Raw genomic sequence first — 20,076 nt, forward strand, 5'->3', positions numbered from 1 at the left:
CGGTCACAAATGACGTCGACGAGCTGTTCCGTCATACCCCACATCCGCAGCAGCTCTAAGCGCGACGCTCAGCATCTTGTTTTGACTGGACGATGGCGGGCATTGATTGGCAGTAATCCCCCTGTGCCCTGGCGCTCTAATAGGCAAGCGCATCGAGGACCGGGCAATCGGGAACGACTTCCCCCGAACATTGCGCGGCGGTCGCGGCCAGCACCGCCTGAATCCGCTTCAAGTCGCGAATTTTGTCGCGGATCTCGACGAGGTGAGCTTCAGCACGATCCTTGACCTCGGCGCAGGTTTGGGTGCCCCTGTCCACAAGCCCCAGCAATCCGCGAATCTCTTCGATGGAAAAACCGAGCTCGCGCGCGCGCAGGATGAAGCGGAGCCGGGAGACATGGCTGTCGTCGTAAACGCGATAGCCGGCGGCAGAGCGCGGCGGGTCGGGCATTAAGCCGATTGTTTCGTAGTAGCGGATGGTCTCGAGATTGCAGCCCGTACGCTTTGCCAGCCTGGCGCGGAGCAGCCCTGTTTCGCGATTCTTTTCGGTCACCGAAAAAATTTCCTTGAGCCTGTAGCACATACAGACCCTATATCGTCGTTGAACGGCTGCCAAGGTGATTCGTGTTGGACAATGTCAATGTGTTTGAAGCGGGCCCGGATCCAGTGTCGTCTCGGCCCGCCATCCCGAAAGGCTGGTTTGCCGCGGGCGGGATTGTAGGTGCAATCATCGCCTCATCCTGCTGTGTCGCTCCGCTGGTGCTTGTCATGCTCGGCGTGTCCGGCGCGTGGATCGGGAATCTCACCGCGCTCGAGCCGTACAAGCTCTATTTCGCAGCCGTGACGCTGGCCTTCATCGGCCTCGGATTCTGGCACGTCTACTTCCGCGCCAGGTCCGAGTGCGAGGAGGATTCCTACTGCGCCCGCCCGCGATCCTCGATCGTCACCAAGACCGTCCTTTGGATCGCGACCGCACTGATTGTTCTGGCCCTGTCGATCGATTGGTGGGCTCCGCTATTCTACTGACCAATGTTCCATTCACCAAAGAGGAAACAACCATGAAACGACCCTTCATCATCGCCGGCGGCGCGTTTGCGCTGGCCACCGCAGGGATCATGTCCACCACCTTCGTCACACCGCTTGCCGCGGAGGCGAAGGCCGCCGTCCCCCGGGCGCAGACGGCAACGTTCGCGGTGGAGAATATGACGTGCGCGACCTGTCCGATCACCGTCAAGAAGGCCATGTCCGGCGTCAAAGGCGTCCAGTCGGTCAAGGTTGATTTCGATGCCAGGAAGGCTGTCGTCGAGTTCGATCCGAAGGTGACCAACCCGGCAGAGATTGCCGCGGCTTCGACCAACGCGGGCTATCCCGCGACGACCGCGCGCTGAGTCGCGTGGTTTGGTCGAGGGAGGCGGCAATGTCCGACTGCTGCAGGCAAGGCTATGACCTCGCCGTCGTAGGGGCCGGCTCCGCCGGCTTCTCCGCCGCCATCACCGCGGCCGAACAGGGCGCCAACGTCGCACTCATCGGTCATGGAACGATCGGTGGCACCTGCGTCAATGTCGGCTGCGTTCCATCGAAGACGATGATTCGCGCGGCCGAGGCGTTGCACGGGGCTGGGTCCGCCGCCCGGTTCCCCGGGCTCACCGGTGAAGCCCACATCAATGACTGGCGGAGCCTGATCCAGGCCAAGGACGATCTCGTCGCGAGCCTCAGGCAGAAGAAATATGTCGATCTGCTGCCTGAATATAACGGCATCGTATATCGCGAAGGGCGCGCCAGCTTCAACGGCGCCGGACTGCTGGTGGACGGCGAGCCGATCCGCGCGGACAAGATCATCGTCGCGACCGGCACCTCGCCAGCAATCCCGCCGATCCCGGGCATCGAGCAAATACCATATCTCACCAGCACGTCGGCGCTCGAGCTGACGGAGCTGCCGCTATCGCTGCTGGTGATCGGCGGCGGCTACATCGGCTGCGAGCTCGCCCAGATGTTCGCGCGCGCCGGCACCAGGGTGACGCTCGTGACCCGTTCGCGGCTGCTGCCCGAGGCCGAGCCCGAGATCTCGGAGGCACTGACCAGCTACTTCCGCGCCGAAGGGATCGATGTCCGCACAGGCCTCAGCTACCGCAGCATCGCGCGGATCGAGCGCGGCGTCCGGCTGTCGATCGACGTCGAAGGCGAAAGCGAGGACCTCCATGCGCAGCATGTGCTGGTGACCACAGGCCGAGTGCCCAACACGGCGGGGATGGGCCTGGCGGAAGCGGGTATCGAGCTCACGCCGGATGGCGCCGTGACGGTCGACGATCGGATGCGCACCAGCAAGACCGGCGTCTATGCCGCCGGCGACGTCACGGGACAGGATCAGTTCGTGTACATGGCAGCATATGGTGCCAGGATCGCGGCATCCAACGCGCTCAATGGCGACAGCCTGGCCTATGACAACAGCGCCATGCCCTGGGTGGTGTTCACCGATCCTCAGCTCGCCGGCGTCGGGCTGACCGAAGCTGAGGCCAGGGCAAGGGGCTTCGCCGTGAAAACGTCTATCGCCCCGCTCGATCAGCTGCCCCGGGCTCTCGCCGCACGCGACACGCGCGGACTGATCAAGCTTGTCGCCGACCAGGAAACGGACCTTCTGCTGGGCGGGCAGATTCTCGCGCCCGAGGGCGCTGACAGCATCCAGACCCTGGTGATGGCCCTGAAGCACGGAATGACCGCGAAGGAATTGGGCGACACAATCTTCCCCTATCTCACGACGGTGGAGGGACTGAAGCTCGCGGCCCAGGGCTTCACCAAGGACGTGGCCAAGCTTTCCTGCTGTGCCGGGTAGAACAGGGGCAGGAAGCCCAACCTCCCGAGCTGGACGGCCGCACAGGTTGCGAGGTTCGCCGTCACCGATACGACCTGCCCGGCTTGCCCGAGCGCAACGGTCCCATTCGACGCCAATCGGACGAACCCGGCCGCGAACGCCGCTGCCTTGACCACCACCGGTCATTTGGCGAAGCCTGCGCGTTGAGGTTGAAATGATCTGGGCCACGTCGACGCTCAATCCAGGAGGCGTGGCTGGAGGGTAAACCCGCGTCCTGCGCGGGTGGGGCCGGCGGTGGCTGACGGATCCTCCGCCAATCGGGCGGGCGAAGCTTGGCTTTGCTGTCGGGAGCATGGTCGCTGCGGCCTTTCCAGATCCGGAGCGCGCTCCATGAACCATGATATCCTGTTGACGGGGCGGCGCCTGCATCGCCAATGGGCGCCGGTGAGGGCGCACGCCTGTTGCAGAGGGCATGCGTAGCTGCCGGCCAGGAGTTCGGGTCAGCGGCGGAACTGAAGGGCGCTTGTCGCGGACAGATATCTTTCGAGCAGATCACGTCCGCTTCGTGTCAGCACGGCCCGGAGCTCGCCATTTCTCTCATCCTGCTCGCCAATGACGAACCGTTGGCGTTCGAGGTTCACGAGGCAGCGCTGCAGGGATGGAGCCGGGACACTGATGAGCCATGCGAGCTGATCCAGGTTGAGCTCGTGCCGCGCGTCGGCATGAAGCGCGAGCAGGCAGTCCCATGCCGGTTCATCGAACATGGCCGGCGGGACGAACTTGGCGTGCGTGAAGCACTCCATGTGCACCTCATTCTGCCAATCGCATTTCATTGCAGGACTCCCGGGAACGGGGTTGGCAAGGGCGGCGATCGGGCAGCCGCTTCTGAGCTGCTGGCAATCAGGCCGATCGCGACCGTCCCGATCATCAGGCTTGCGCAGATGCCGGGGGTCCTTCCTCGGCTCCATTTGCGAAGTGCCGGTATCAGCGCGCAGACCATGGAGAGCATGATGAGCGGGCCCATCAGCCGGTACAGGAGCGACGAACCTCCGTTCCCGGCATCGTGCAGTGACCGGAGAACCATTGCCGCGACAAGGGCCAGGTAAGCCCAGACACCCGCAATGTGCCGCCAGGCGAGCAAGACCCCGGAAGCGATGAGGCCGAAGCCGGCAAGCACGTAGAAGGTCGAGCGGTCCGAGGCGGCGAATGCGCCAGCCGCCGCGAGGATGGCCCCCATCAAGGCGAACTGCGATCCCGCTATGGCCAGGAGCGACCTTGCCCAAAGCGGCGCGTGCCGAGCGGCACCATGCCCGCGGTCTCGGACGATCACCGACATGGACATGGCTGCCATCCTTCATCTTTAACGCTCTGCCCGCACCCGGGAGGCGGGGCACTGACCTGGGGCGCGGGCAGAGCGAACGGAGCTGGAAGGTCGACGGGGGCGATTGACTCTTCCAGCCCCGAAAGAAACTTGAGCAGATCATCCTGGATCATCGGAGTGCAGCCGCGGCGCCGGGCGACATGTTGGAGTATTAGCAGGACGTCGGCGGGCGAATAGCCGGCGTCAACCAGCCTCCCCACGTCGCTCGGCCGAACGAAGCTCCAGCACCAGGCGCGGAGCGAGAAACGGCGGAGCGCCTCAAGGCGCTCGCTGGCAAGTGGCCGTGGGACCGAGACACGGAACAGTGCGCGGGCGAGCCGCTTCCAAATTCCATCGAGATTGGAGCTGCGCGGCCCGTCTGCTTTGGCCATTTCGACCACTCGCCACTCGACGTCGGACAAACGACCACGTCCTGGTTCCTGGATGACTCTTCCCGGCGTTCCGGCAAGCCTGGCGGAATCTGGAGGGCACGATCGGCCGAGAGATTGTCCATTGCGAATCACCTTGTGATCAGACACAGGTCGTATACGGTCTGTAGAAAGTACGGACTCAAGCACTTTTTCGAACGGGCCATAATGCGGCGCGGCAGATGCCCTCCCCGCACAGTTGAGTAGACGCGCGAGCCCTTGTCTCGTGCAGGAAGGAGGCTACCAGGCGGACCGGGTCGCGGAGCGACGCAATATGACGCGCCTGCACCGCGAGCTTGCGATACCGCTGGCCCTTGGAGTGAGGCCGGTTCCAGGCCCGCGGAGCAGCAGGACGACATCCAGACTGGAGATGGTTCCTCATGAACGAGACTGCCATGATCGACGAGTTGTTGCGCCGCCTTCCCACGGTTCCGGCCGAGGATCAGCGAACCGGCATTTTGCTGCTCCATGAACTGGCCAAGGGACAGCCCATAGGCATTGCCCAGCTTGCCGAGCTGCTTGGCACAGGGTCGGTTGCGGCGGAAGCATTCGTAAGAGACTGCGCGCTGAGCCCTTTCGTCCTTGAAGAGGACGGCCGTATTCATGGTTTCTGGGGACTTTCGGTGCGCCCCACGCACCATCGGGTCAGGATCAAAGGGCGCAAGTTGTGGGTCTGGTGCGCGGTCGACACCTTGCTGTACCCGGAACTCTTCGGTGAAACCGTGGAGATCGAAACGCGCGATCCCGAGACGCATCAGATGAACCGCCTCACAGTGTCGCCGACCCGCATCGAGGCCGCCGAACCGGCCGGCATCATCGTCTCGATGGTGCGCCCGCGGACCGCAGACTTCTCATCGAACCCCCGGCTCAGGGCATCGGCCTGCCATTTCATCTTCTTCTTCGGATCGCGCGCCTCGGGAGAACGCTGGCAGGTAAAACACTCCGGGACCGTGCTGCTGTCGCTCGAGGAGGCTTTCGCCTTCGCCAGGGGCGCGAACGCGCGGGTATTCGGAGCGGAAGTAGCGCGCCGCCGGGCCTACGCCTCGTAGACTAACTCGAACGTGCTCGGGCTGTTGACTTGAAAATCGGGCCAAACGGGGCCGAGCAGCAATCCGGGAACTGGGATCCCGGCGACCGCGCTCTTTCAGCGTCGCAGCTAATAAATGGACGAAACGATGCCCCGGTCCGGCTCGCCTTGCGCAGCAGCCCGATTCAGGAGGAGCGCGCTGCTCACGATCCCCAGCGTAAGGCCGAAGCCCGCGTGTCCGATCGCCTCCCAGATGAAATTCGTCATGGAATGAAAGCCCATCCCGAGGACCATGCCGGGATAAATCACCAGCAGAAGGAAGGGGATCGCCCATTTCCAGCCCCGTGCGCCGAACAGCACAACGAATGCCAGGCTGAACATGATCCCGCTCCAGTAATGCCAGGCATAGCCCAGAGCGACCGTTCCTATCCCGGCACCCGACGACGACCGCTCATGCCCTTGCGCGTGTCCCGCCGGCGATTGCTGCACCCCATGCGATTCAGCCATGTTATCCGAGGGCATCGCCGGCGGCGCGGCTTGCGAGCCGGGTTCGCTGGCACGCATGGAGTCGTGGCCTCCACTGGCACTCATCGAGCCATGCATCGACTCATGGCCTCCGGGAGCAACCTGTCCCGAGAGGCGCTTCCCGAAGTCAAGGGCCTCGTCCATAGGAACGATCCCGGCGCTGATTCCGGCCACGCGCGTGGAGTCGTAAGTTGCGGTTGCCATATAGCCTGCCAGCACAGCCACTATGACCGTCGAGACGAAACGCTGATCTCCAGCCCGTCTGGCCAGTGCGACGGAACCGATGACGAGCAGGATTGACGCCAGCCAGAAGATGGGTCCGATCGTCGCCATCGGCACGCCCCACCTGAAGTCGAGGATCAGGGGCAGAGGTCCGATCACGGACGCCGCAAGCGCCAGAATGCGGGGCAGCCGGAGGGCCGTCGATCTTGGCGACTCGATCTTATTCGCTACCACGGCTTCGCTATGCGACCTGGACCAGCTACAGGATCAAGGCCCTTTGTGCAGTTGTCGCAATTCCGGGGCGATCTTCGGTGCTCGATGCTAACTGCTCAAGATCGTGAAGCGGCGCTTGACGGTGTTTTCACCGCCATTCCTGGGAACCTGTAGCAGGTTCAGCTTCGTTCCGCCCAACAAAGGACCAATTGCGATCAAGACCAATGACCCCGCCTGACGAACCGCCCCGCCGCCCAGCCGAAGCCGAAACGCAATTTGCGAAGGGTTCGGGCCTCGCATGGGTGGCCGTTCTTCTCCTCGTGCTTTGCTGCGCACTGCTGCCGCTGCTGCTGCTTTCCGGTGTCTCTATGGCTATTCTGCCAAGGTGGCCGATCATCGGAGCCATTCTGCTCGTGCCGGGAGGAATTGGGCTGGTCTGGTACTGGCGCAGGCGCTGCGCACAGAATGGAACGGGACGTGACTGAACACCTGTCCTTTCGCGATTACGCGAGGCCCAATGAAGGACAAGCCGCTTCTTGACAGGATCGCCGTCGTCACCGGAGGTGAGTCCGGCATTGGTGCGGCCTGTGTCGCCGCACTTGCCGAGAACGGCGCAGACATTGCCGGACAGGGAGCGTAACGCCTTGACTCGCTTCCAGGTGGAGGAGATCGATGCGCTGCGGATCGAAGGGCCGCGCGAACTTTCGTCGTGCGAACTGATGAGCTCCTTCGCGTGGACATCGGCCGATGGTCGGTTCCACCTGCTGATGCGCGCTGTGCCAGCACGATCTCCGCTTCACGCAGCTTGCCTATGATCTCCTCCGGCTTGTGCTTCTTCGATGGCATTCCTCGTCTCCTTCATGGCCCAGACTAAAACAGTCGATGGACCATTCAGAAGGGGGCAGCTCAGGCGCGAAGAAAGGAAACGGCGGGAAACGACGGTATTTGGCGCCCCGCGTTGGATAAAAATAACGAATATGTCTCGCCGTTTGTACTACCCTAGCCGCTCTTATTCGTGACGATGTTGTTCTTGGGGAAGATCAATCGTTGGCGGCAGCGGGCGTTTGAGCAGGCCGAGTGCCTCCGCTGCGTCTATTTCATCGCGTGGGATCGAGAGGCTTGCGGGTTTGATGGAGGGGCTCGGACGTTCAGCGGCACGGCCGCACTGGCTATGTCGGGGCGGGCCTGAGGGCGGCGGCGATGATCCGGAACAGGGCGGCGTCGGGACAGGCGGAAGCGAAGTTAGCGTCCGCGCTCGTGGTGTAATTTCCGGTGTAGGCGATGGTGTATTCCGGGGTGGGGCATGCCCCACCCCGGAATGCGGCGTCGCTGGTGGCCACCGGGTTCATCGTTATGGTGGAGTTTGCACACTTCAACCGTGACGAAGAGGAGTTCCCGATGACCGAGGACAGATTACTGATCGAAGAGCTGGCTGCAAAGGGCGGCCAACCGGATTTTTTGCGCACCATCGCCGAGAACGTGCTGCAGCTGATCATGGAGGCCGACGTTGATGGCCTGATCGGCGCGGGTCGCCACGAACGCAGCAGCGAGCGCGCGACCTGGCGCAACGGCTATCGCGACCGTTCGCTGGATACCCGGGTAGGCACGCTGAACCTGAAAATCCCCAAGCTGCGTGCTGGGTCCTATTTTCCGGGCTTCCTTGAGCCCCGCAAGATGGTCGAGAAAGCGCTGGTTGCGGTGATCCAGGAAGCGTGGATCGGCGGGGTCAGCACCCGGCGGGTCGATGAACTCGTCCAGGCCATGGGCATGACCGGCATCTCCAAGTCCACCGTCTCCAAGCTTTGCAAGGACATTGACGAGCGCGTCCATGCCTTTCTGAAACGCCCGCTCACCGGCGAATGGCCGTATCTCTGGCTCGATGCCACCTATCTCAAGGTACGCGAAGGCGGGCGGATCATCAGCGTTGCCGCAATAATCGCCATGGCCGTCAACACCGAGGGCCGGCGCGAGATCGTCGGCCTGCATATCGGCCCCTCGGAAGCGGAGGTCTTCTGGTCCGACTTCCTGAAGGACCTTGTTCGGCGCGGTCTTACCGGCGTGAAGCTGGTCATCTCCGATGCTCACGAGGGCCTCAAGGGCGCGATCACCCGCGTCATGGGCGCCACCTGGCAGCGCTGCCGGGTGCACTTCATGCGCAATGCCCTGTCCTATGTGCCCAAGGGCCAGAACACTGTCGTCGCCGCCGCGATCCGCCAGGTCTTCCTGCAGCCCGATCAGAAAAGCGCAACGCAGGTCTGGCGACAGGTCGCCGACCAGTTGCGCACCCGTTGGCCCAAGCTCGGCGCCTGCATGGACGAGGCCGAAACCGACGTGCTCGCCTACACCGGCTTCCCCACCCAGCACCGCACGAAGTTACACTCAACCAATCCGCTCGAGCGGCTCAACAAGGAGGTCAAGCGCCGCGCCGACGTCGTCGGAATCTTCCCGAACGAAGACAGCATCATCCGCCTCGTCGGGGCTGTGCTGATGGAGCAGAACGACGAGTGGCAGCTCCAGCACCGATACATGCAGATCGAAGGCATGGCCGAACTCAACCAACCCATGATCGAGGAGGAAAATCAGCCCTTACACATCACCGCCAAAGCCGCCTGACGATGGCCCACGGCCACAGCCGAAATTACACCACCTTGACGGACGCGACCGCATGATAGGCATATTTGGATCGATTTCCGTCGAAACTCACCGAACAGTTCATCTGTTGTTATGGTCCGGCGTTTATGAGTCCAGGGACGCTCGGCTCTCCATCTTGGCGACGGCGCTCAGCCGACATGCCGTATATGTTGATGCAGACTTGTCAGTTGCCGATCTCAATAAAGCCCCTTGCAGACGGGGCAGGCCATACATTTTTGGTCTATTTTCCACCCCTGCCCTCAGACGGATCTACCGGCAGTGCAAGGCCGCAATAAGCGGACAAGTCACGTCCCCATGATGGGCGTTGCAGTCGCGCTCCAGTTGCGAGAGCGCGGCCTCCATGCGGGCCAGATCCGCGAGCCGCGCCCGCACATCCGCCAGCCGCGCACCGGCGATTCCAGCCGCTTCGCTGCAATGCGTGCCATCCTCTAGCCTCAGCAGTTGCACGATTTCGTCGAGGGTGAAGCCCAGGCGCTGGGCGGTCTTCACGAATTTCACACGCGCCACGTCCGCCTCGCCGTAGCGCCGGATGCCGCCATAGGGCCGGTCCGGTTCGACGAGCAGCCCCTTGCGCTGATAGAAGCGGATCGTCTCGACATTGACCCCGGCCGACTTGGCAAAGGCCCCGATGGTCAGATTGTCCAACATGAATTCCTTCTGCTTGACTCCGTACCTAAGTCCGGAGGTAGCCTTAGCTCAACAAGCCGATTCGAGGAAGGGAACTTATGTCGGAAACACCCATGTCGGAGACAGGGAAGGGACGCGGCGCGCTGGCTGCGGGCGGCATTGCCGCCATTCTCGTCTCGGCCTGCTGCCTCGGCCCCCTCGTGCTGATCGCGCTCGGGTTTTCGGGGGCGTGGATCGGCAGTCTGACCGTGCTGGAGCCCTATCGTCCGGTCTTCATCGGCGCGGCGCTGATTGCGCTGCTCTTCGCGTGGCGGAGCATCTTTCGTCCGGCAAAGGCCTGTGATCCAGGCGACGTCTGCGCCGTGCCCCAGGTGAGGACGGCCTACAGGATCATCTTCTGGATCGTGGCGGCGCTGGTGCTGCTCGCCCTCGCTTTCCCTTACATCTTGCCGCTGTTCTACTGAAAGGAAACTTCAATGAAGAAACTCGCCATCCTTGCCGCCCTGGCGGCCACGCTCGCCGCGCCAGCCTGGGCCGCCACGAAGACCGTAAGGCTGTCGGTGCCCGGCATGACCGGCGCCGCCTGCCCGATTACCGTCAAGAACGCGCTCACCAAGGTGGAAGGCGTCGAAAAGGCCGAGGTCGGCTTTGAACGCCGCGAGGCCGTCGTGACCTTCGATGACGCCAAGACCAATGTCCAGGCGCTGACCAAGGCCACCGAAAACGCGGGCTATCCTTCCACGGTCAAAGAAGTGAGGCCATCAGCATGAGCGAGGCTGTCGCACTGCGCATCGAGGGAATGACTTGCACATCGTGCTCCGATCATGTGGAACAGGCATTGAAGAAGGTGCCCGGCGTGCGGGCGGTGGCGGTCTCCTATCCCAATGGCCGGGCAGAGGTCGAAACCGAGCCGGACGTGGGGTCGGAGCCCCTGATCGCTGCGGTGACGGCGCTTGGCTACCGCGCCTTGGCAGCCGGCCCCTCACGCAAGCCGCTCAGGCTATTTGACAAGGCGCGAGGCTGGCTGGATGCCGGGTCTCAGCAGGAGCGTGACGGCGAACATGTGTTGCACGTCGTCGTGATCGGCAGCGGCGGAGCGGCAATGGCCGGAGCGCTCAAAGCCATTGAGCAAGGCGCGCGGGTGACGCTCATCGAGCGCGGCACGATTGGCGGCACCTGCGTCAATGTCGGCTGTGTGCCATCGAAGATCATGATCCGCGCCGCGCACATCGCCCATCTTCGCCAGCAAAGCCCGTTCGACGACGGCATCTCGGCAACACCGCCGGCGATTCTGCGCGAGCGGCTGCTGGCCCAGCAGCAGACACGGGTCGAGGAGCTGCGCCACGCCAAGTATGAGAACATTCTCGACGGAAACCCCGCCATCACCGTGCTGCACGGTGAGGCCAGGTTGAAGAATGGTCAGAGTCTGATCGTGCGCATGTCGGACGGCGGTGAACGGGAAGTGGCGTTCGACCGCTGCCTGATCGCGACCGGTGCGAGCCCTGCGATTCCGCCGATCCCCGGCCTCGTAGACACGCCCTACTGGACGTCCACCGACGCGCTGGCAAGCGACATCATCCCCGAACGCTTGGCGGTGGTCGGCTCGTCCGTCGTAGCGGTGGAGCTGGCGCAGGCCTTCGCGCGACTCGGAAGCCAGGTGACGATCCTGGCGCGCAGCACGCTGTTCTTCCGCGAGGATCCGGCCATCGGCGAAGCGCTCACCGATGCGTTCCGCGCCGAAGGTATCGAGGTCCTGGAACAGACCCAGGCAAGCCAGGTTACACATAGCGACGGTGAATTTGTGCTGACGATCCCGGACGGCGAAGTGCGCGCCGATCGGCTGCTGGTCGTCACCGGTCGCTCGCCCAATACGCGGGGCCTAAACCTCGATGCCGCCGGTGTGGAAGTGAATCAGCAAGGCGCTATCGCTATCGACCAGGCGATGCGCACCAGCGCACCGCACATCTACGCCGCCGGCGACTGCACCGATCAGCCGCAGTTCGTCTATGTCGCAGCGGCGGCGGGCACGCGCGCGGCGATCAACATGACCGGCGGTGATGCTACTCTCGATCTGACCGCCATGCCGGCAGTCGTGTTCACCGACCCGCAGGTCGCCACAGTGGGCTCTTCCGAGGTGGACGCGCACCATGACGGGATCGAGACCGACAGCCGCACGCTCACCCTCGACAATGTGCCGCGTGCGCTCGCCAATTTCGACACGCGCGGCTTCATCAAGCTGGTCATCGAGGAAGGCAGCCGACGGCTGATCGGCGTGCAGGCGGTGGCGCCGGAGGCTGGCGAGTTCATTCAGACGGCGGCGCTGGCGATCCGGGCCGGCATGACCGTTGAGGAGCTGGCCGACCAGCTGTTCCCCTATCTCACGATGGTCGAAGGGCTGAAGCTCGCCGCGCAAACCTTCCGCAAGGACGTGAAGCAACTGTCCTGCTGCGCAGGATAGCGCGAGGGAGAGGCCGGATGGATATCTGCACCATTTCAAAGCTGGCCAATGAAGCCGGTGTCAGTGTCTATGTCGTGCGCGACTATGTGCTGCGCGGGCTGTTGCGCCCCGCACGGCGCACCGAGAGCGGCTACGGTCTTTATGACGATCAGGCACTGGAACGGCTGCGCTTCGTGCGCAGCCTGTTCGAGGCGGGCGTCGGCCTCGATGAGCTGACCAGGCTGTGTCACGCGCTGGACGATGGCGGCAGCGACGCTGTCGAATTTCTGGAGCGCGTGCGCGCCCGAATTGCCGTGCGATGCGCGGCCCTGTCCACGCTGGACGGGCGGCTGGAGCGCATGATTTCGGCTGTTGGGGCCGACGCTGCCAGGGAATGTAGCCATGCATAAGCTTCCAGCTCTCGAAACGTCCCAACGCTGCCGCCCTTGGCCGGGTGGGTCGCCGCAAATGCGCCCGGCCAGCGCCGCATCGCTGACCATAGGCGATCATGTCCGTGTGCCCACCCGGCCCGGACGATCGCCTGTTCGTGACAGTGATGCGGCGCATCGTCCCTCGTGTAGCGCGAACCAGCATGCGGAAATCCGTAGCCTTGGCTCCTCCAGACCCTCGCGGACCCGAGCCTTCATCTGGAGCGCGCTGGCAGCTCTGACCTGCCCCTGCCATCTACCGCTGTTGCTCACCCTGTTCGCCGGATCGAGCTTCGCTGCCATCCTCGGCGAGAATTGGAACATCGCGCTGGTCGTGCTCACGGGGCTGTTTCTCCTGTTTCTGAGCGGCGCGCTGCAGGCATTCCGGGCAAAATCATGATCGCTGCGCGCGACCGTCGAATTGATGACCCGCATGGGTCAAATGTCCAAACGGTCGTCGGTTGGTCTGCGCATTCGACCGACATCAAGCACGCGCGAAGCTTTCCCTGTTGAGCGCCTTCATGCCATCTCCTGAATTCGTCACCGACATGTTGCTGCCGCTTGCTGTCGCCGCAGCGGTCGGGCTGACGCTGGGCCTGGAGCGGGAGCTGTCGCGCAAACCGGCGGGCCTCCGGACGCAGTTTCTGGTGACATTGGGCACGGCCATATTCGTCCTGGCCGGGGGCTCGATTCCAGGAATGGAAACCGGACGGGTCGCGGCAAACGTGGTGACGGGCCTCGGTTTTCTGGGGGCGGGCGTCATATTGCAGCTTCGCGGCACCGTGCGCGGACTGACGACCGCCGCGCTCATCTGGGTGAACGGCGCCCTGGGTCTGGCCGCCGCCACCAAGGAATATATCCTGGCGGGCGTGGGCGTCGGCTTGGCGCTGGCCGCGCTGCGCGTGCTCGCGCTCATCGAGAAACGACTTGGCGAAAAGTGGCGCATCCTGGAGTATCAGATCACGACATATGAGAATGAGAACGTCATCCAGGCCGTTTATGACGCGCTTAGCAAATGTCGATTCCAGGAAGGTCCGCTCGCCTTCCAACGGGCAGAGGGGACAATCCGGATGCACATCTCGTTCTGTGATACCCCGACGCGCCACCGCGAATTCATGGATCGGCTTCGCAGGATGTCAGACGTCACCGAGATTAGGGCGCTCTGATGCCGGGCTGCGCTCGCAATAGCCGCAACCGACCGATCGAACCGGAAGCTACACAACGGCAGAAGCAAAAAAAGCCGTGAACATGCCGAATGACCAAATCGCTATCGAGGCCCAGAACAGGTGCCTGTTCCATCGATCGGCGACTTCCTCTGGGATAGAGCTGCTGCATCCGCTGGCCGTAAGGCCCTAAACCTGCCGCAAGATATCCGCGTCGCCTAAGCGTTCACCGATTGTTCGCCCTTAGCGTTGTCTGGCGTACCATCCACGCTATGCCCTCTAGTTAACATCGAGGCGAAGATTGTACGGCGACGTATAGCGCCTTTAGCTATGGCCACGGGGGCTTCTCGCGGCTTTTGTCCGTGGCTTCGCCGATCTGGCCGTAGGTTCGCGAAACAAGGTCTCGATGAGCGGGCATTCCGGCTGCGTGCCGTCTCCGCATTGAACGACGACGTTTTTGAGCACGCCCTCCATGCGCTTCAAATCGGCGATCTTCGCCCGCACGTCCTGAAGGTGGGCAGCTGCTACGGAGCTAGCTTCGGCGCATGGTCGGTCGCGCTCTTCCGCCAACCGCAGAAGCTCACGGATCTCGTCCAGGGAAAAGCCAAGTTGGCGAGCTCTTAGAGGCCGTTTCGAAAGGGATTGAGCGACCGAGGCACATGTGATTCCGGGAGTTTGCAGACATCTCGGAGATTGGCATGTGGACCCCGGCCACCCGCGCGCAACATACGCGGGTTTCGAAGCGATACCAGACGGATTTGAGCGACGCAGAGTGGCCGTTGATTGCTGATTTGTTGCCTGTGGCCGGCTCCACCGGACGACGGCGGGAATGGCCGATGCGCGAGATTGTGAACGCGATCTTCTACGTTCTGCGCGGCGGGATAACGTGGCGGTTGCTGCCCAAGGATTTCCCGCCGTGGCAGACGGTTTACCGCTGGTTTGCCCGTTTTCGTGACGAGGCGGTGTTTGAGCGGATGAACCACGCGCTTGTCATGGCAGACCGTCAGCGCGCCGGGCGCGAGGCCAGTCCGAGCGCCGCCATCATCGACAGCCAGAGCGTCAAGACCACGGAAAGCGGCGGCCCTCGGGGCTATGATGCGGGCAAGAAGATCAAGGGACGCAAACGGCACGCGCTGGTCGATACCGACGGTAGGGCCTTGCTGGTCGAGCCCCACACCGCCGATGTGCAAGACCGCGACGGTGGCGGCGCGCTGCTACGGGTCTCGCGAAGTCTCTTCCCTTTCATCCGCCTGGTCTGGGCAGACGGCGGATACAATCACGAGCGCGTCACCGACGCCACGAACATCCGCGTCGAGATCGTCAGCAAAATCGCCGGGCAATCCGGCTTCGTCGTGCTGCCCAGGCGCTGGGTGGTCGAGCGCTTCTTCGCATGGATCAACCGAAACCGCCGCCTCGCCAAAGACGTCGAGGCAACCATCAAATCCGCCGCAGCTTTCCTCTACGCCGCAGCATCAACGCTCATGATCCGCCGATTAGCCCGTTCTGCGTGACTTTCGAAACCGACTCTTAGGACGAAGCGAAGGCGCCGTTCATGCGTCGAGCTGTAGGCACGATGGCCACCCGAGGTGCGCGGCGGCTCCGGCAAGAGGCCAATCTTTTCATAGTAGCGCACGGTCTCAATATTGCAGCCCGTCCGTCCGGCAAGCTCTCCCCTCTGGAGGCTTTTTGCTGCTGCGTGACCGCTCATCGAATTTTCCTCTTGAACCTGTAGTTACTACAGCCAGTATCATACGATTCGAATCGAATTTCGGCAACGGGAGTAAGGTCTGACTTGATGAATGCATCGCTCCCCCGACCGGCGGCGACAACGCCTGCCACCGCGGATTTGCACGCGTCGGAACACGTCGCTGGGAAGCGGCGGCGCTTGGTTGCCGTCGGCGGTATTCCTCGGTGCGGTGGCCACCTCGTCCTGCGGTATTGGACCGCAGATTGTCTTCAGCCTCGGCATCGGAGCGGGGCCATGGATCGCCAACCTGATGGCGCTCGCGCCCTACAAGCCGCGGTCAGTGGCAGGAACTGCCCGGTTCCTCGACTACCACTTCTACCTTGGTCTGCTGGAAGCTCAGGGGGTTTGAGTCAAAGAGGCTTGCGCGCGGCCTCTCCCCGACGGCGTCGTGAAGTTTTAGTCGGGCTCAACGCCACTCAAACCCAAGGCGACGGCGCGCTTCAGCCGCGCGGCGCGGCCCGACGGCTGATCATAGGGGAGATTTGAATATGGCCGCCGTTACTGCCAATTTCGACGACTCGATTTTCGATGGCTTGCGACAGGGTCGAATGTCCAGGGACTTCTGGCTGCCGCGCGCCGTCGCGCTTGCGGCGTGCGTGATCGGGCCTCTTCCCCTGATCCTTGACCTGAAATGGGGCGTGCCGATGTCGATCATCGGACCCATCTTCTGGATGGCCTCAATCCTTCTCACCATCGCCTCCGTGGCACTGGCCAGACGGACCGGTGATCAACGCTTCGTCCGAACAGTCATCGTGGCCCTTCTGGCGGGCTATATGGCAACCGCCACCTACGACGCCAGCCGGGTGGCGGGGATGAGCGCCGGCGTAATCGCCATGGACGAGGCGCTCGACTTTGGGCGGCGCCTCACAGGGCAAGTTGCGCCCGGGGGCCATGGGTCCATGCATGCCGACGAACACGGGACCGGTCCCATGCGCGAGGAAGCCACGCCGCCTGTTCCGAGCCAGGCTGATGCGCACGGCTCGGCTGCCCCGCACGAGAAGCAAAAGCCCGAGGCGGGACATCACGAGGAGCAAAAGCCCACGGCGGGACATGACGCAGAGCATGAGCGGGTTTCCTCTCTCAGCCAAGGAACCACTGTCGCTCTGGGTTATGCCTGGCATTATTGGAGCGGGATCATGTTCAGCCTCTCGTTCCTGATGCTGTTTGGTGCGCGGGGATGGAAATGGGCGATACCCTACCTCGTGCTGGTGATTTATCCCGGCATGGTCTTCGCAATGGGGTCCCACACCGTTGCGAATTTCATCTGGGAAGCCGTCGGACACGCGGGCTTCGGTCTTACCTTAGGCATTGTAAGCAGTGCGCTCCTGAGACGGGGATGAAACGTCAGGAAGGCGCCCTCAGGCTGATGATGGAACAAGCCCAGCTCGGAGATGCGACGGCTTACCGAACTCTCCTGGAACAGCTGAGCTCGCTGCTTCGCGCCTATATGAGGAGTAAGCTGACCCAAATGGGACGGAACGTCGCCGATGCTGAGGACGTCGTCCAGGAAGTGCTATTGGCGGTACACACCCGACGAGATACCTATGTTCCCTCCGAGCCCTTCACGCCGTGGCTGTACGCGATCGCGCGCTACAAGCTTATCGACCATCTCCGCCGAAGCAAGATGGCTCATGCCGAGGGGCCGCTCGACGCGGCCGAGGCAATGTCGGACGAGTTCGACCATACGGCGGTGGAGTCCGGAATCGATATGGAAAAACTGCTTGCGAACATCCCCCAACATAGCCAGCGCGTCATTCGCGACGTCAAACTCGACGGACGAAGCGTCGCCGAAGCTGCCGGTCGCGAAGGCATCACTGAGGCGGCCGCGAAAGTCCGGATCCATCGGGGCCTCAAGGCGATGACTGTTGCCATTGGCGGGAGGTTGTGGCGTGAAGACCGCTGATCTGATCAATCAGTTGACGGTCGATCTCAAACCCGTTGACTATCGTCGCGCCTCTCGCGCCTTAGGCTTCGCATTTGCAGCGGGAAGCCTAGCGGCCGTCGCCGCGATCTGCCTGACTCTCGGTCTGCGGCCCGACCTTCGAGAACCCCACGCTCTTGGCTTTCTCATGCTGAAGCTTGTATTTGCGGCTGGGGTGGCGGCCACCGCCTTCGTGTTGCTGCTCAGGCTCGCGAGGCCGGGGCAAGCACGACGGTCGTCGAACCTTGTGGCGGCGCTACCTTTCGTCGGAATCGTGTTGCTGGCGGCGCTGGATCTTTACGCAACACCCGACGCACAATGGGCAGCCTTGATTGCTGGTCATGCGTGGCCGAAGTGCCTGGCGATCATCACGGTCATGGCCGCGGCGCCCTACGCCTTGATGGTGCTGGCGCTGCGCTGGGGGGCGCCCACAGAACTGTGGCGGACAGGCGCACTCGCAGGGTTGCTAGCCGGCGGGGTCAGCGCCAGCGCCTATGCCCTCGCTTGCGGCGACGACTCTCTGCCCTTCGTCGCTTGCTGGTACAGCAGCGCCATCCTGATGTGCGGCTTGATCGGCGGCATGCTCGGACAACGGCTTCTGCGCTGGTAGCTCGTCGCGAGGCCTCTGCCCCAGCGTAGAAATCGCCCGCAGCTTCCGCTCGAAACCGACATTCGATGTAACCGATCGAGCCGCGCTTGCGAACTTATGTTTCATAAGGGTGCCCGTCGGGGGCGCCTGAAGCCATTTGGATTTTGCATGCTCACCAATCCCGTAACCTTGCGTTGCTCTGAGCTGTTTGACAGCCGATCCCATGCTGTCATCGGCATCAGCCCCTTCAACAGCTACTTCTCAGAGATGCGAATTCTTGAACTTGTCGGGTGGGCGAGCCGAAACTTTACCGCTTTTCACCTCTATGTGCCTGACAAACCCGCTGCGCTCACGCTCGAGGCGCTTGGATATTCACCCGCACGCGCAGAGAAGAAGGCGCGACGCCAAGCGAATTACCTCGAGAACAAGATCGCTCGCGCGCTTTCGACGTTGGGATTGGGGGACGAGCTCAGCACCATATTGTTGAACAGTCGCGTTCTGACGGACCATCCCGAATATTCAGTCTTGCACGCTCAGTATCAAAAGCGCTTCGCCTCCGACATAGAATTCCGAGAAGGTTGTCTTGAGAGCGCAGCATGGGTGCTTGAGAAGCATCCAGATCGAAAGGGCCCCTTGACGCCAACGGCGATCGAGACTGGCGCCCGCTACTTTCTCGCCGAAGTGCCGTTCTTTCTGGACACACCGCGGATTGTGGGCGTGCAGCGGTCGGTATTTTGCTACCATCAATGCCCTGCTTTTCTGCGCAAGCTGCTTGAGACACAACGCGGAGCGACAGCTAGCCCTAACCAGGGCTTTATCGAGGTCACTCCCCGTGTTCGGCTAGCGTCCATGGAAGTGTTGGAAAAATTGACTGAGTGAGGCGGGCCGCGGAGAGTCGCCGGCCGAGCTCAGGCGGACCATCTTGGGCAGCGCCATCCCGCTGCGCGGCGGCATTGCGCCATGCTCGGGCGGCGGCTTCGTCGCTGGCCGCCGGGCAGCTCAAGATCTCACGCTCAAGGTCGCGCGAATAAATCGCATTCGATGTAACCGATCGAGCCGCGCTTGCGAACTTATGTTCGTAAGGCAGCTGGAGCGCGAGGCGAAGATCTCGGCTCCCCAACCTTTCCAGCGTATCGGCAAAAAATGACGTCGGTGGAAGTTCCAATGGAAACTTCGAGAGATAAGGAACAATAGATGAGAAAATCCTTCATCGCCTTGGCCTGTGCGGTGGCTAGCGTCCTGTGGACGACGAGCAGCTTTGCCGACGAGGGCAGGGCGAACACTCAACCCGAGTTTGTCAGCTTGTTCCAAGTGCCTTGGCAGTGCCCTGCGGCTCCGAAGATCGCCTGCGGCGGGCTCGCCAAACCAGTTCTCCTCGAACTTGAGCAAAATACGGGAATTGCTGAGGCCTGGGTAAATCGAGCCGGAACCGTGCTCGCTGTCGTGGGATCAGACGGGAACCGCGAGACCCGCACGAACACCGTTCGCACACTCCTGCGGGAGATATTCGAGAAGGATGTCGCGACAGAGCTTCAGGGCGAAGCTCGGACTACGGAGCTGGCCAGCTTCCGTTCCGGCGCCGCTTGGTACCGGGGTGCCCAGGTCGATGCACTCAGCAGGGAAGAAGCTGACATCATCGCGGCGCGTCTGGTGCGTCGAATCCAGGCAAAGGTCGCGTTATCGGAAGACAAGGCACGTTTGATGACAGCGAGCTTCGCCGACATCCTCAAGGCACGTTTCATCCGCAGCTCTGATGCACCGGGCAGGACGGGCGATCAAAAGCCCCGCAATGAACAACTCCGAGACGTGGCGCGAGCGCAACTCGGCGCGCCCGGAGTGTCAGCATTCGAGGAGGCGATTGCGAAGGGAGAACGCCCGGCACCCGGTGAAAAATAGGACGTTGTCGCGCGGCGCGATCAGCCCCCGAGCAA

General features: G+C 62.7%; 26 protein-coding genes. 19 read left to right on the forward strand and 7 right to left on the reverse strand.

Annotated elements, in window-relative coordinates; all coding sequences use genetic code 11:
* Positions 1-136: 136 nt before the first annotated feature.
* Positions 137-550, reverse strand: a complete 414-nt coding sequence (locus tag OVY29_RS22615; RefSeq protein WP_313912332.1) for a helix-turn-helix domain-containing protein — start codon at positions 548-550, stop codon at positions 137-139.
* Positions 551-621: 71 nt separating this feature from the next.
* On the opposite strand from OVY29_RS22615, the gene OVY29_RS22620 reads away from it, so the two are divergent.
* From OVY29_RS22620 to merA (OVY29_RS22630), 3 genes are read left to right on the forward strand one after another with little or no spacing between them, the layout of a single operon-like run.
* Complete coding sequence (locus tag OVY29_RS22620) at positions 622-1,023, forward strand: mercuric transporter MerT family protein (RefSeq protein ID WP_409581501.1); 402 nt, start codon at positions 622-624, stop codon at positions 1,021-1,023.
* 32 nt (positions 1,024-1,055) lie between these two features.
* Positions 1,056-1,385, forward strand: coding sequence for a heavy metal-associated domain-containing protein (locus tag OVY29_RS22625; protein ID WP_313912334.1), 330 nt, complete (start codon positions 1,056-1,058; stop codon positions 1,383-1,385).
* A gap of 29 nt (positions 1,386-1,414) precedes the next feature.
* On the forward strand, positions 1,415-2,827 hold the full coding sequence (gene merA / locus OVY29_RS22630; protein WP_313912335.1) for a mercury(II) reductase: 1,413 nt from the start codon (positions 1,415-1,417) through the stop codon (positions 2,825-2,827).
* A gap of 479 nt (positions 2,828-3,306) precedes the next feature.
* Here the strand turns inward: merA (OVY29_RS22630) and OVY29_RS22635 are convergent, their stop codons facing one another.
* Both OVY29_RS22635 and OVY29_RS22640 read right to left on the reverse strand, forming a co-directional pair.
* A complete protein-coding gene (locus OVY29_RS22635) occupies positions 3,307-3,639 on the reverse strand; it encodes a hypothetical protein (protein ID WP_313912336.1) in 333 nt (110 codons plus the stop codon).
* Positions 3,636-4,148, reverse strand: a complete 513-nt coding sequence (locus OVY29_RS22640; protein WP_313912337.1) for a hypothetical protein — start codon at positions 4,146-4,148, stop codon at positions 3,636-3,638. The genes OVY29_RS22635 and OVY29_RS22640 overlap by 4 nt, the downstream gene beginning before the upstream one ends.
* 841 nt (positions 4,149-4,989) lie before the next feature.
* On the opposite strand from OVY29_RS22640, the gene merB reads away from it, so the two are divergent.
* Entirely contained in the window at positions 4,990-5,643 is a 654-nt protein-coding gene (merB, locus tag OVY29_RS22645; RefSeq protein ID WP_313912338.1) for an organomercurial lyase, read from the forward strand.
* Positions 5,644-5,750: 107 nt separating this feature from the next.
* On the opposite strand, the gene OVY29_RS22650 is transcribed toward merB, so the two are convergent.
* Entirely contained in the window at positions 5,751-6,479 is a 729-nt protein-coding gene (locus tag OVY29_RS22650; protein WP_313912339.1) for a hypothetical protein, read from the reverse strand.
* 619 nt (positions 6,480-7,098) lie between these two features.
* On the opposite strand from OVY29_RS22650, the gene OVY29_RS22655 reads away from it, so the two are divergent.
* Positions 7,099-7,221: a hypothetical protein gene (locus OVY29_RS22655; protein ID WP_313912477.1), complete on the forward strand. Its 123-nt coding sequence runs from the start codon at positions 7,099-7,101 to the stop codon at positions 7,219-7,221.
* A 758-nt stretch (positions 7,222-7,979) separates the two neighbouring features.
* The gene (locus OVY29_RS22660) at positions 7,980-9,194 is read left to right on the forward strand and encodes an IS256-like element ISSpma2 family transposase (RefSeq protein WP_006954973.1); all 1,215 of its coding nucleotides are present in this window, start codon (positions 7,980-7,982) and stop codon (positions 9,192-9,194) included.
* A gap of 288 nt (positions 9,195-9,482) precedes the next feature.
* Here the strand turns inward: OVY29_RS22660 and merR are convergent, their stop codons facing one another.
* On the reverse strand, positions 9,483-9,881 hold the full coding sequence (merR, locus tag OVY29_RS22665; protein ID WP_313912340.1) for an Hg(II)-responsive transcriptional regulator: 399 nt from the start codon (positions 9,879-9,881) through the stop codon (positions 9,483-9,485).
* A gap of 92 nt (positions 9,882-9,973) precedes the next feature.
* On the opposite strand from merR, the gene merT reads away from it, so the two are divergent.
* The 6 genes from merT (at position 9,974) to OVY29_RS22695 (ending at position 13,891) form a co-directional block, all read left to right on the forward strand.
* The gene (gene merT, locus OVY29_RS22670) at positions 9,974-10,324 is read left to right on the forward strand and encodes a mercuric ion transporter MerT (RefSeq protein WP_313912341.1); all 351 of its coding nucleotides are present in this window, start codon (positions 9,974-9,976) and stop codon (positions 10,322-10,324) included.
* 12 nt (positions 10,325-10,336) lie between these two features.
* Entirely contained in the window at positions 10,337-10,630 is a 294-nt protein-coding gene (gene merP, locus OVY29_RS22675) for a mercury resistance system periplasmic binding protein MerP (protein ID WP_313912342.1), read from the forward strand.
* Positions 10,627-12,318: a mercury(II) reductase gene (gene merA / locus OVY29_RS22680; protein ID WP_313912343.1), complete on the forward strand. Its 1,692-nt coding sequence runs from the start codon at positions 10,627-10,629 to the stop codon at positions 12,316-12,318. Before merP ends, merA (OVY29_RS22680) begins: the two co-directional genes overlap by 4 nt.
* A gap of 17 nt (positions 12,319-12,335) precedes the next feature.
* Complete coding sequence (gene merD, locus OVY29_RS22685; protein WP_313912344.1) at positions 12,336-12,707, forward strand: mercuric resistance transcriptional repressor MerD; 372 nt, start codon at positions 12,336-12,338, stop codon at positions 12,705-12,707.
* Between the two features lie 58 nt (positions 12,708-12,765).
* The gene (gene merE, locus OVY29_RS24760; protein ID WP_409581502.1) at positions 12,766-13,125 is read left to right on the forward strand and encodes a broad-spectrum mercury transporter MerE; all 360 of its coding nucleotides are present in this window, start codon (positions 12,766-12,768) and stop codon (positions 13,123-13,125) included.
* 109 nt (positions 13,126-13,234) lie between these two features.
* Positions 13,235-13,891 carry an MgtC/SapB family protein gene (locus OVY29_RS22695; RefSeq protein WP_313912345.1) on the forward strand — a complete coding sequence of 219 codons (657 nt, stop codon included), beginning with the start codon at positions 13,235-13,237 and terminating at the stop codon, positions 13,889-13,891.
* Positions 13,892-14,212: 321 nt separating this feature from the next.
* Here the strand turns inward: OVY29_RS22695 and OVY29_RS22700 are convergent, their stop codons facing one another.
* Complete coding sequence (locus tag OVY29_RS22700; protein ID WP_313912468.1) at positions 14,213-14,659, reverse strand: MerR family DNA-binding protein; 447 nt, start codon at positions 14,657-14,659, stop codon at positions 14,213-14,215.
* Here OVY29_RS22700 and OVY29_RS22705 point away from each other — a divergent pair.
* The gene (locus OVY29_RS22705; RefSeq protein WP_313912346.1) at positions 14,587-15,399 is read left to right on the forward strand and encodes an IS5 family transposase; all 813 of its coding nucleotides are present in this window, start codon (positions 14,587-14,589) and stop codon (positions 15,397-15,399) included. The two genes, OVY29_RS22700 and OVY29_RS22705, sit on opposite strands and share 73 nt — an antisense overlap.
* On the opposite strand, the gene OVY29_RS22710 is transcribed toward OVY29_RS22705, so the two are convergent.
* Positions 15,348-15,596: a MerR family DNA-binding transcriptional regulator gene (locus OVY29_RS22710; RefSeq protein ID WP_313912347.1), complete on the reverse strand. Its 249-nt coding sequence runs from the start codon at positions 15,594-15,596 to the stop codon at positions 15,348-15,350. The genes OVY29_RS22705 and OVY29_RS22710 overlap by 52 nt on opposite strands.
* Before the next feature lie 527 nt (positions 15,597-16,123).
* Between OVY29_RS22710 and OVY29_RS22715 the strand changes: the two genes are divergently transcribed.
* The 6 genes from OVY29_RS22715 to OVY29_RS22740 all read left to right on the forward strand — a co-directional run bounded on the left by OVY29_RS22715 (position 16,124) and on the right by OVY29_RS22740 (position 20,041).
* Positions 16,124-16,975 (forward strand): hypothetical protein, encoded by an 852-nt coding sequence (locus tag OVY29_RS22715; RefSeq protein ID WP_313912348.1) that lies wholly within the window; start codon positions 16,124-16,126, stop codon positions 16,973-16,975.
* A complete protein-coding gene (locus tag OVY29_RS22720; RefSeq protein WP_313912349.1) occupies positions 16,972-17,538 on the forward strand; it encodes a sigma-70 family RNA polymerase sigma factor in 567 nt (188 codons plus the stop codon). The genes OVY29_RS22715 and OVY29_RS22720 overlap by 4 nt, the downstream gene beginning before the upstream one ends.
* A complete protein-coding gene (locus OVY29_RS22725) occupies positions 17,525-18,166 on the forward strand; it encodes a DUF1109 domain-containing protein (RefSeq protein ID WP_313912350.1) in 642 nt (213 codons plus the stop codon). The genes OVY29_RS22720 and OVY29_RS22725 overlap by 14 nt, the downstream gene beginning before the upstream one ends.
* Before the next feature lie 147 nt (positions 18,167-18,313).
* Complete coding sequence (locus OVY29_RS22730; protein ID WP_313912218.1) at positions 18,314-19,024, forward strand: tRNA-dependent cyclodipeptide synthase; 711 nt, start codon at positions 18,314-18,316, stop codon at positions 19,022-19,024.
* Between the two features lie 43 nt (positions 19,025-19,067).
* On the forward strand, positions 19,068-19,292 hold the full coding sequence (locus OVY29_RS22735; protein ID WP_313912219.1) for a hypothetical protein: 225 nt from the start codon (positions 19,068-19,070) through the stop codon (positions 19,290-19,292).
* 47 nt (positions 19,293-19,339) lie between these two features.
* Complete coding sequence (locus OVY29_RS22740) at positions 19,340-20,041, forward strand: hypothetical protein (RefSeq protein ID WP_313912351.1); 702 nt, start codon at positions 19,340-19,342, stop codon at positions 20,039-20,041.
* Positions 20,042-20,076 lie beyond the last annotated feature (35 nt).

It is taken from the genome of Sphingopyxis sp. SE2 (assembly GCF_032227185.1).
Classification (GTDB): domain Bacteria; phylum Pseudomonadota; class Alphaproteobacteria; order Sphingomonadales; family Sphingomonadaceae; genus Sphingopyxis.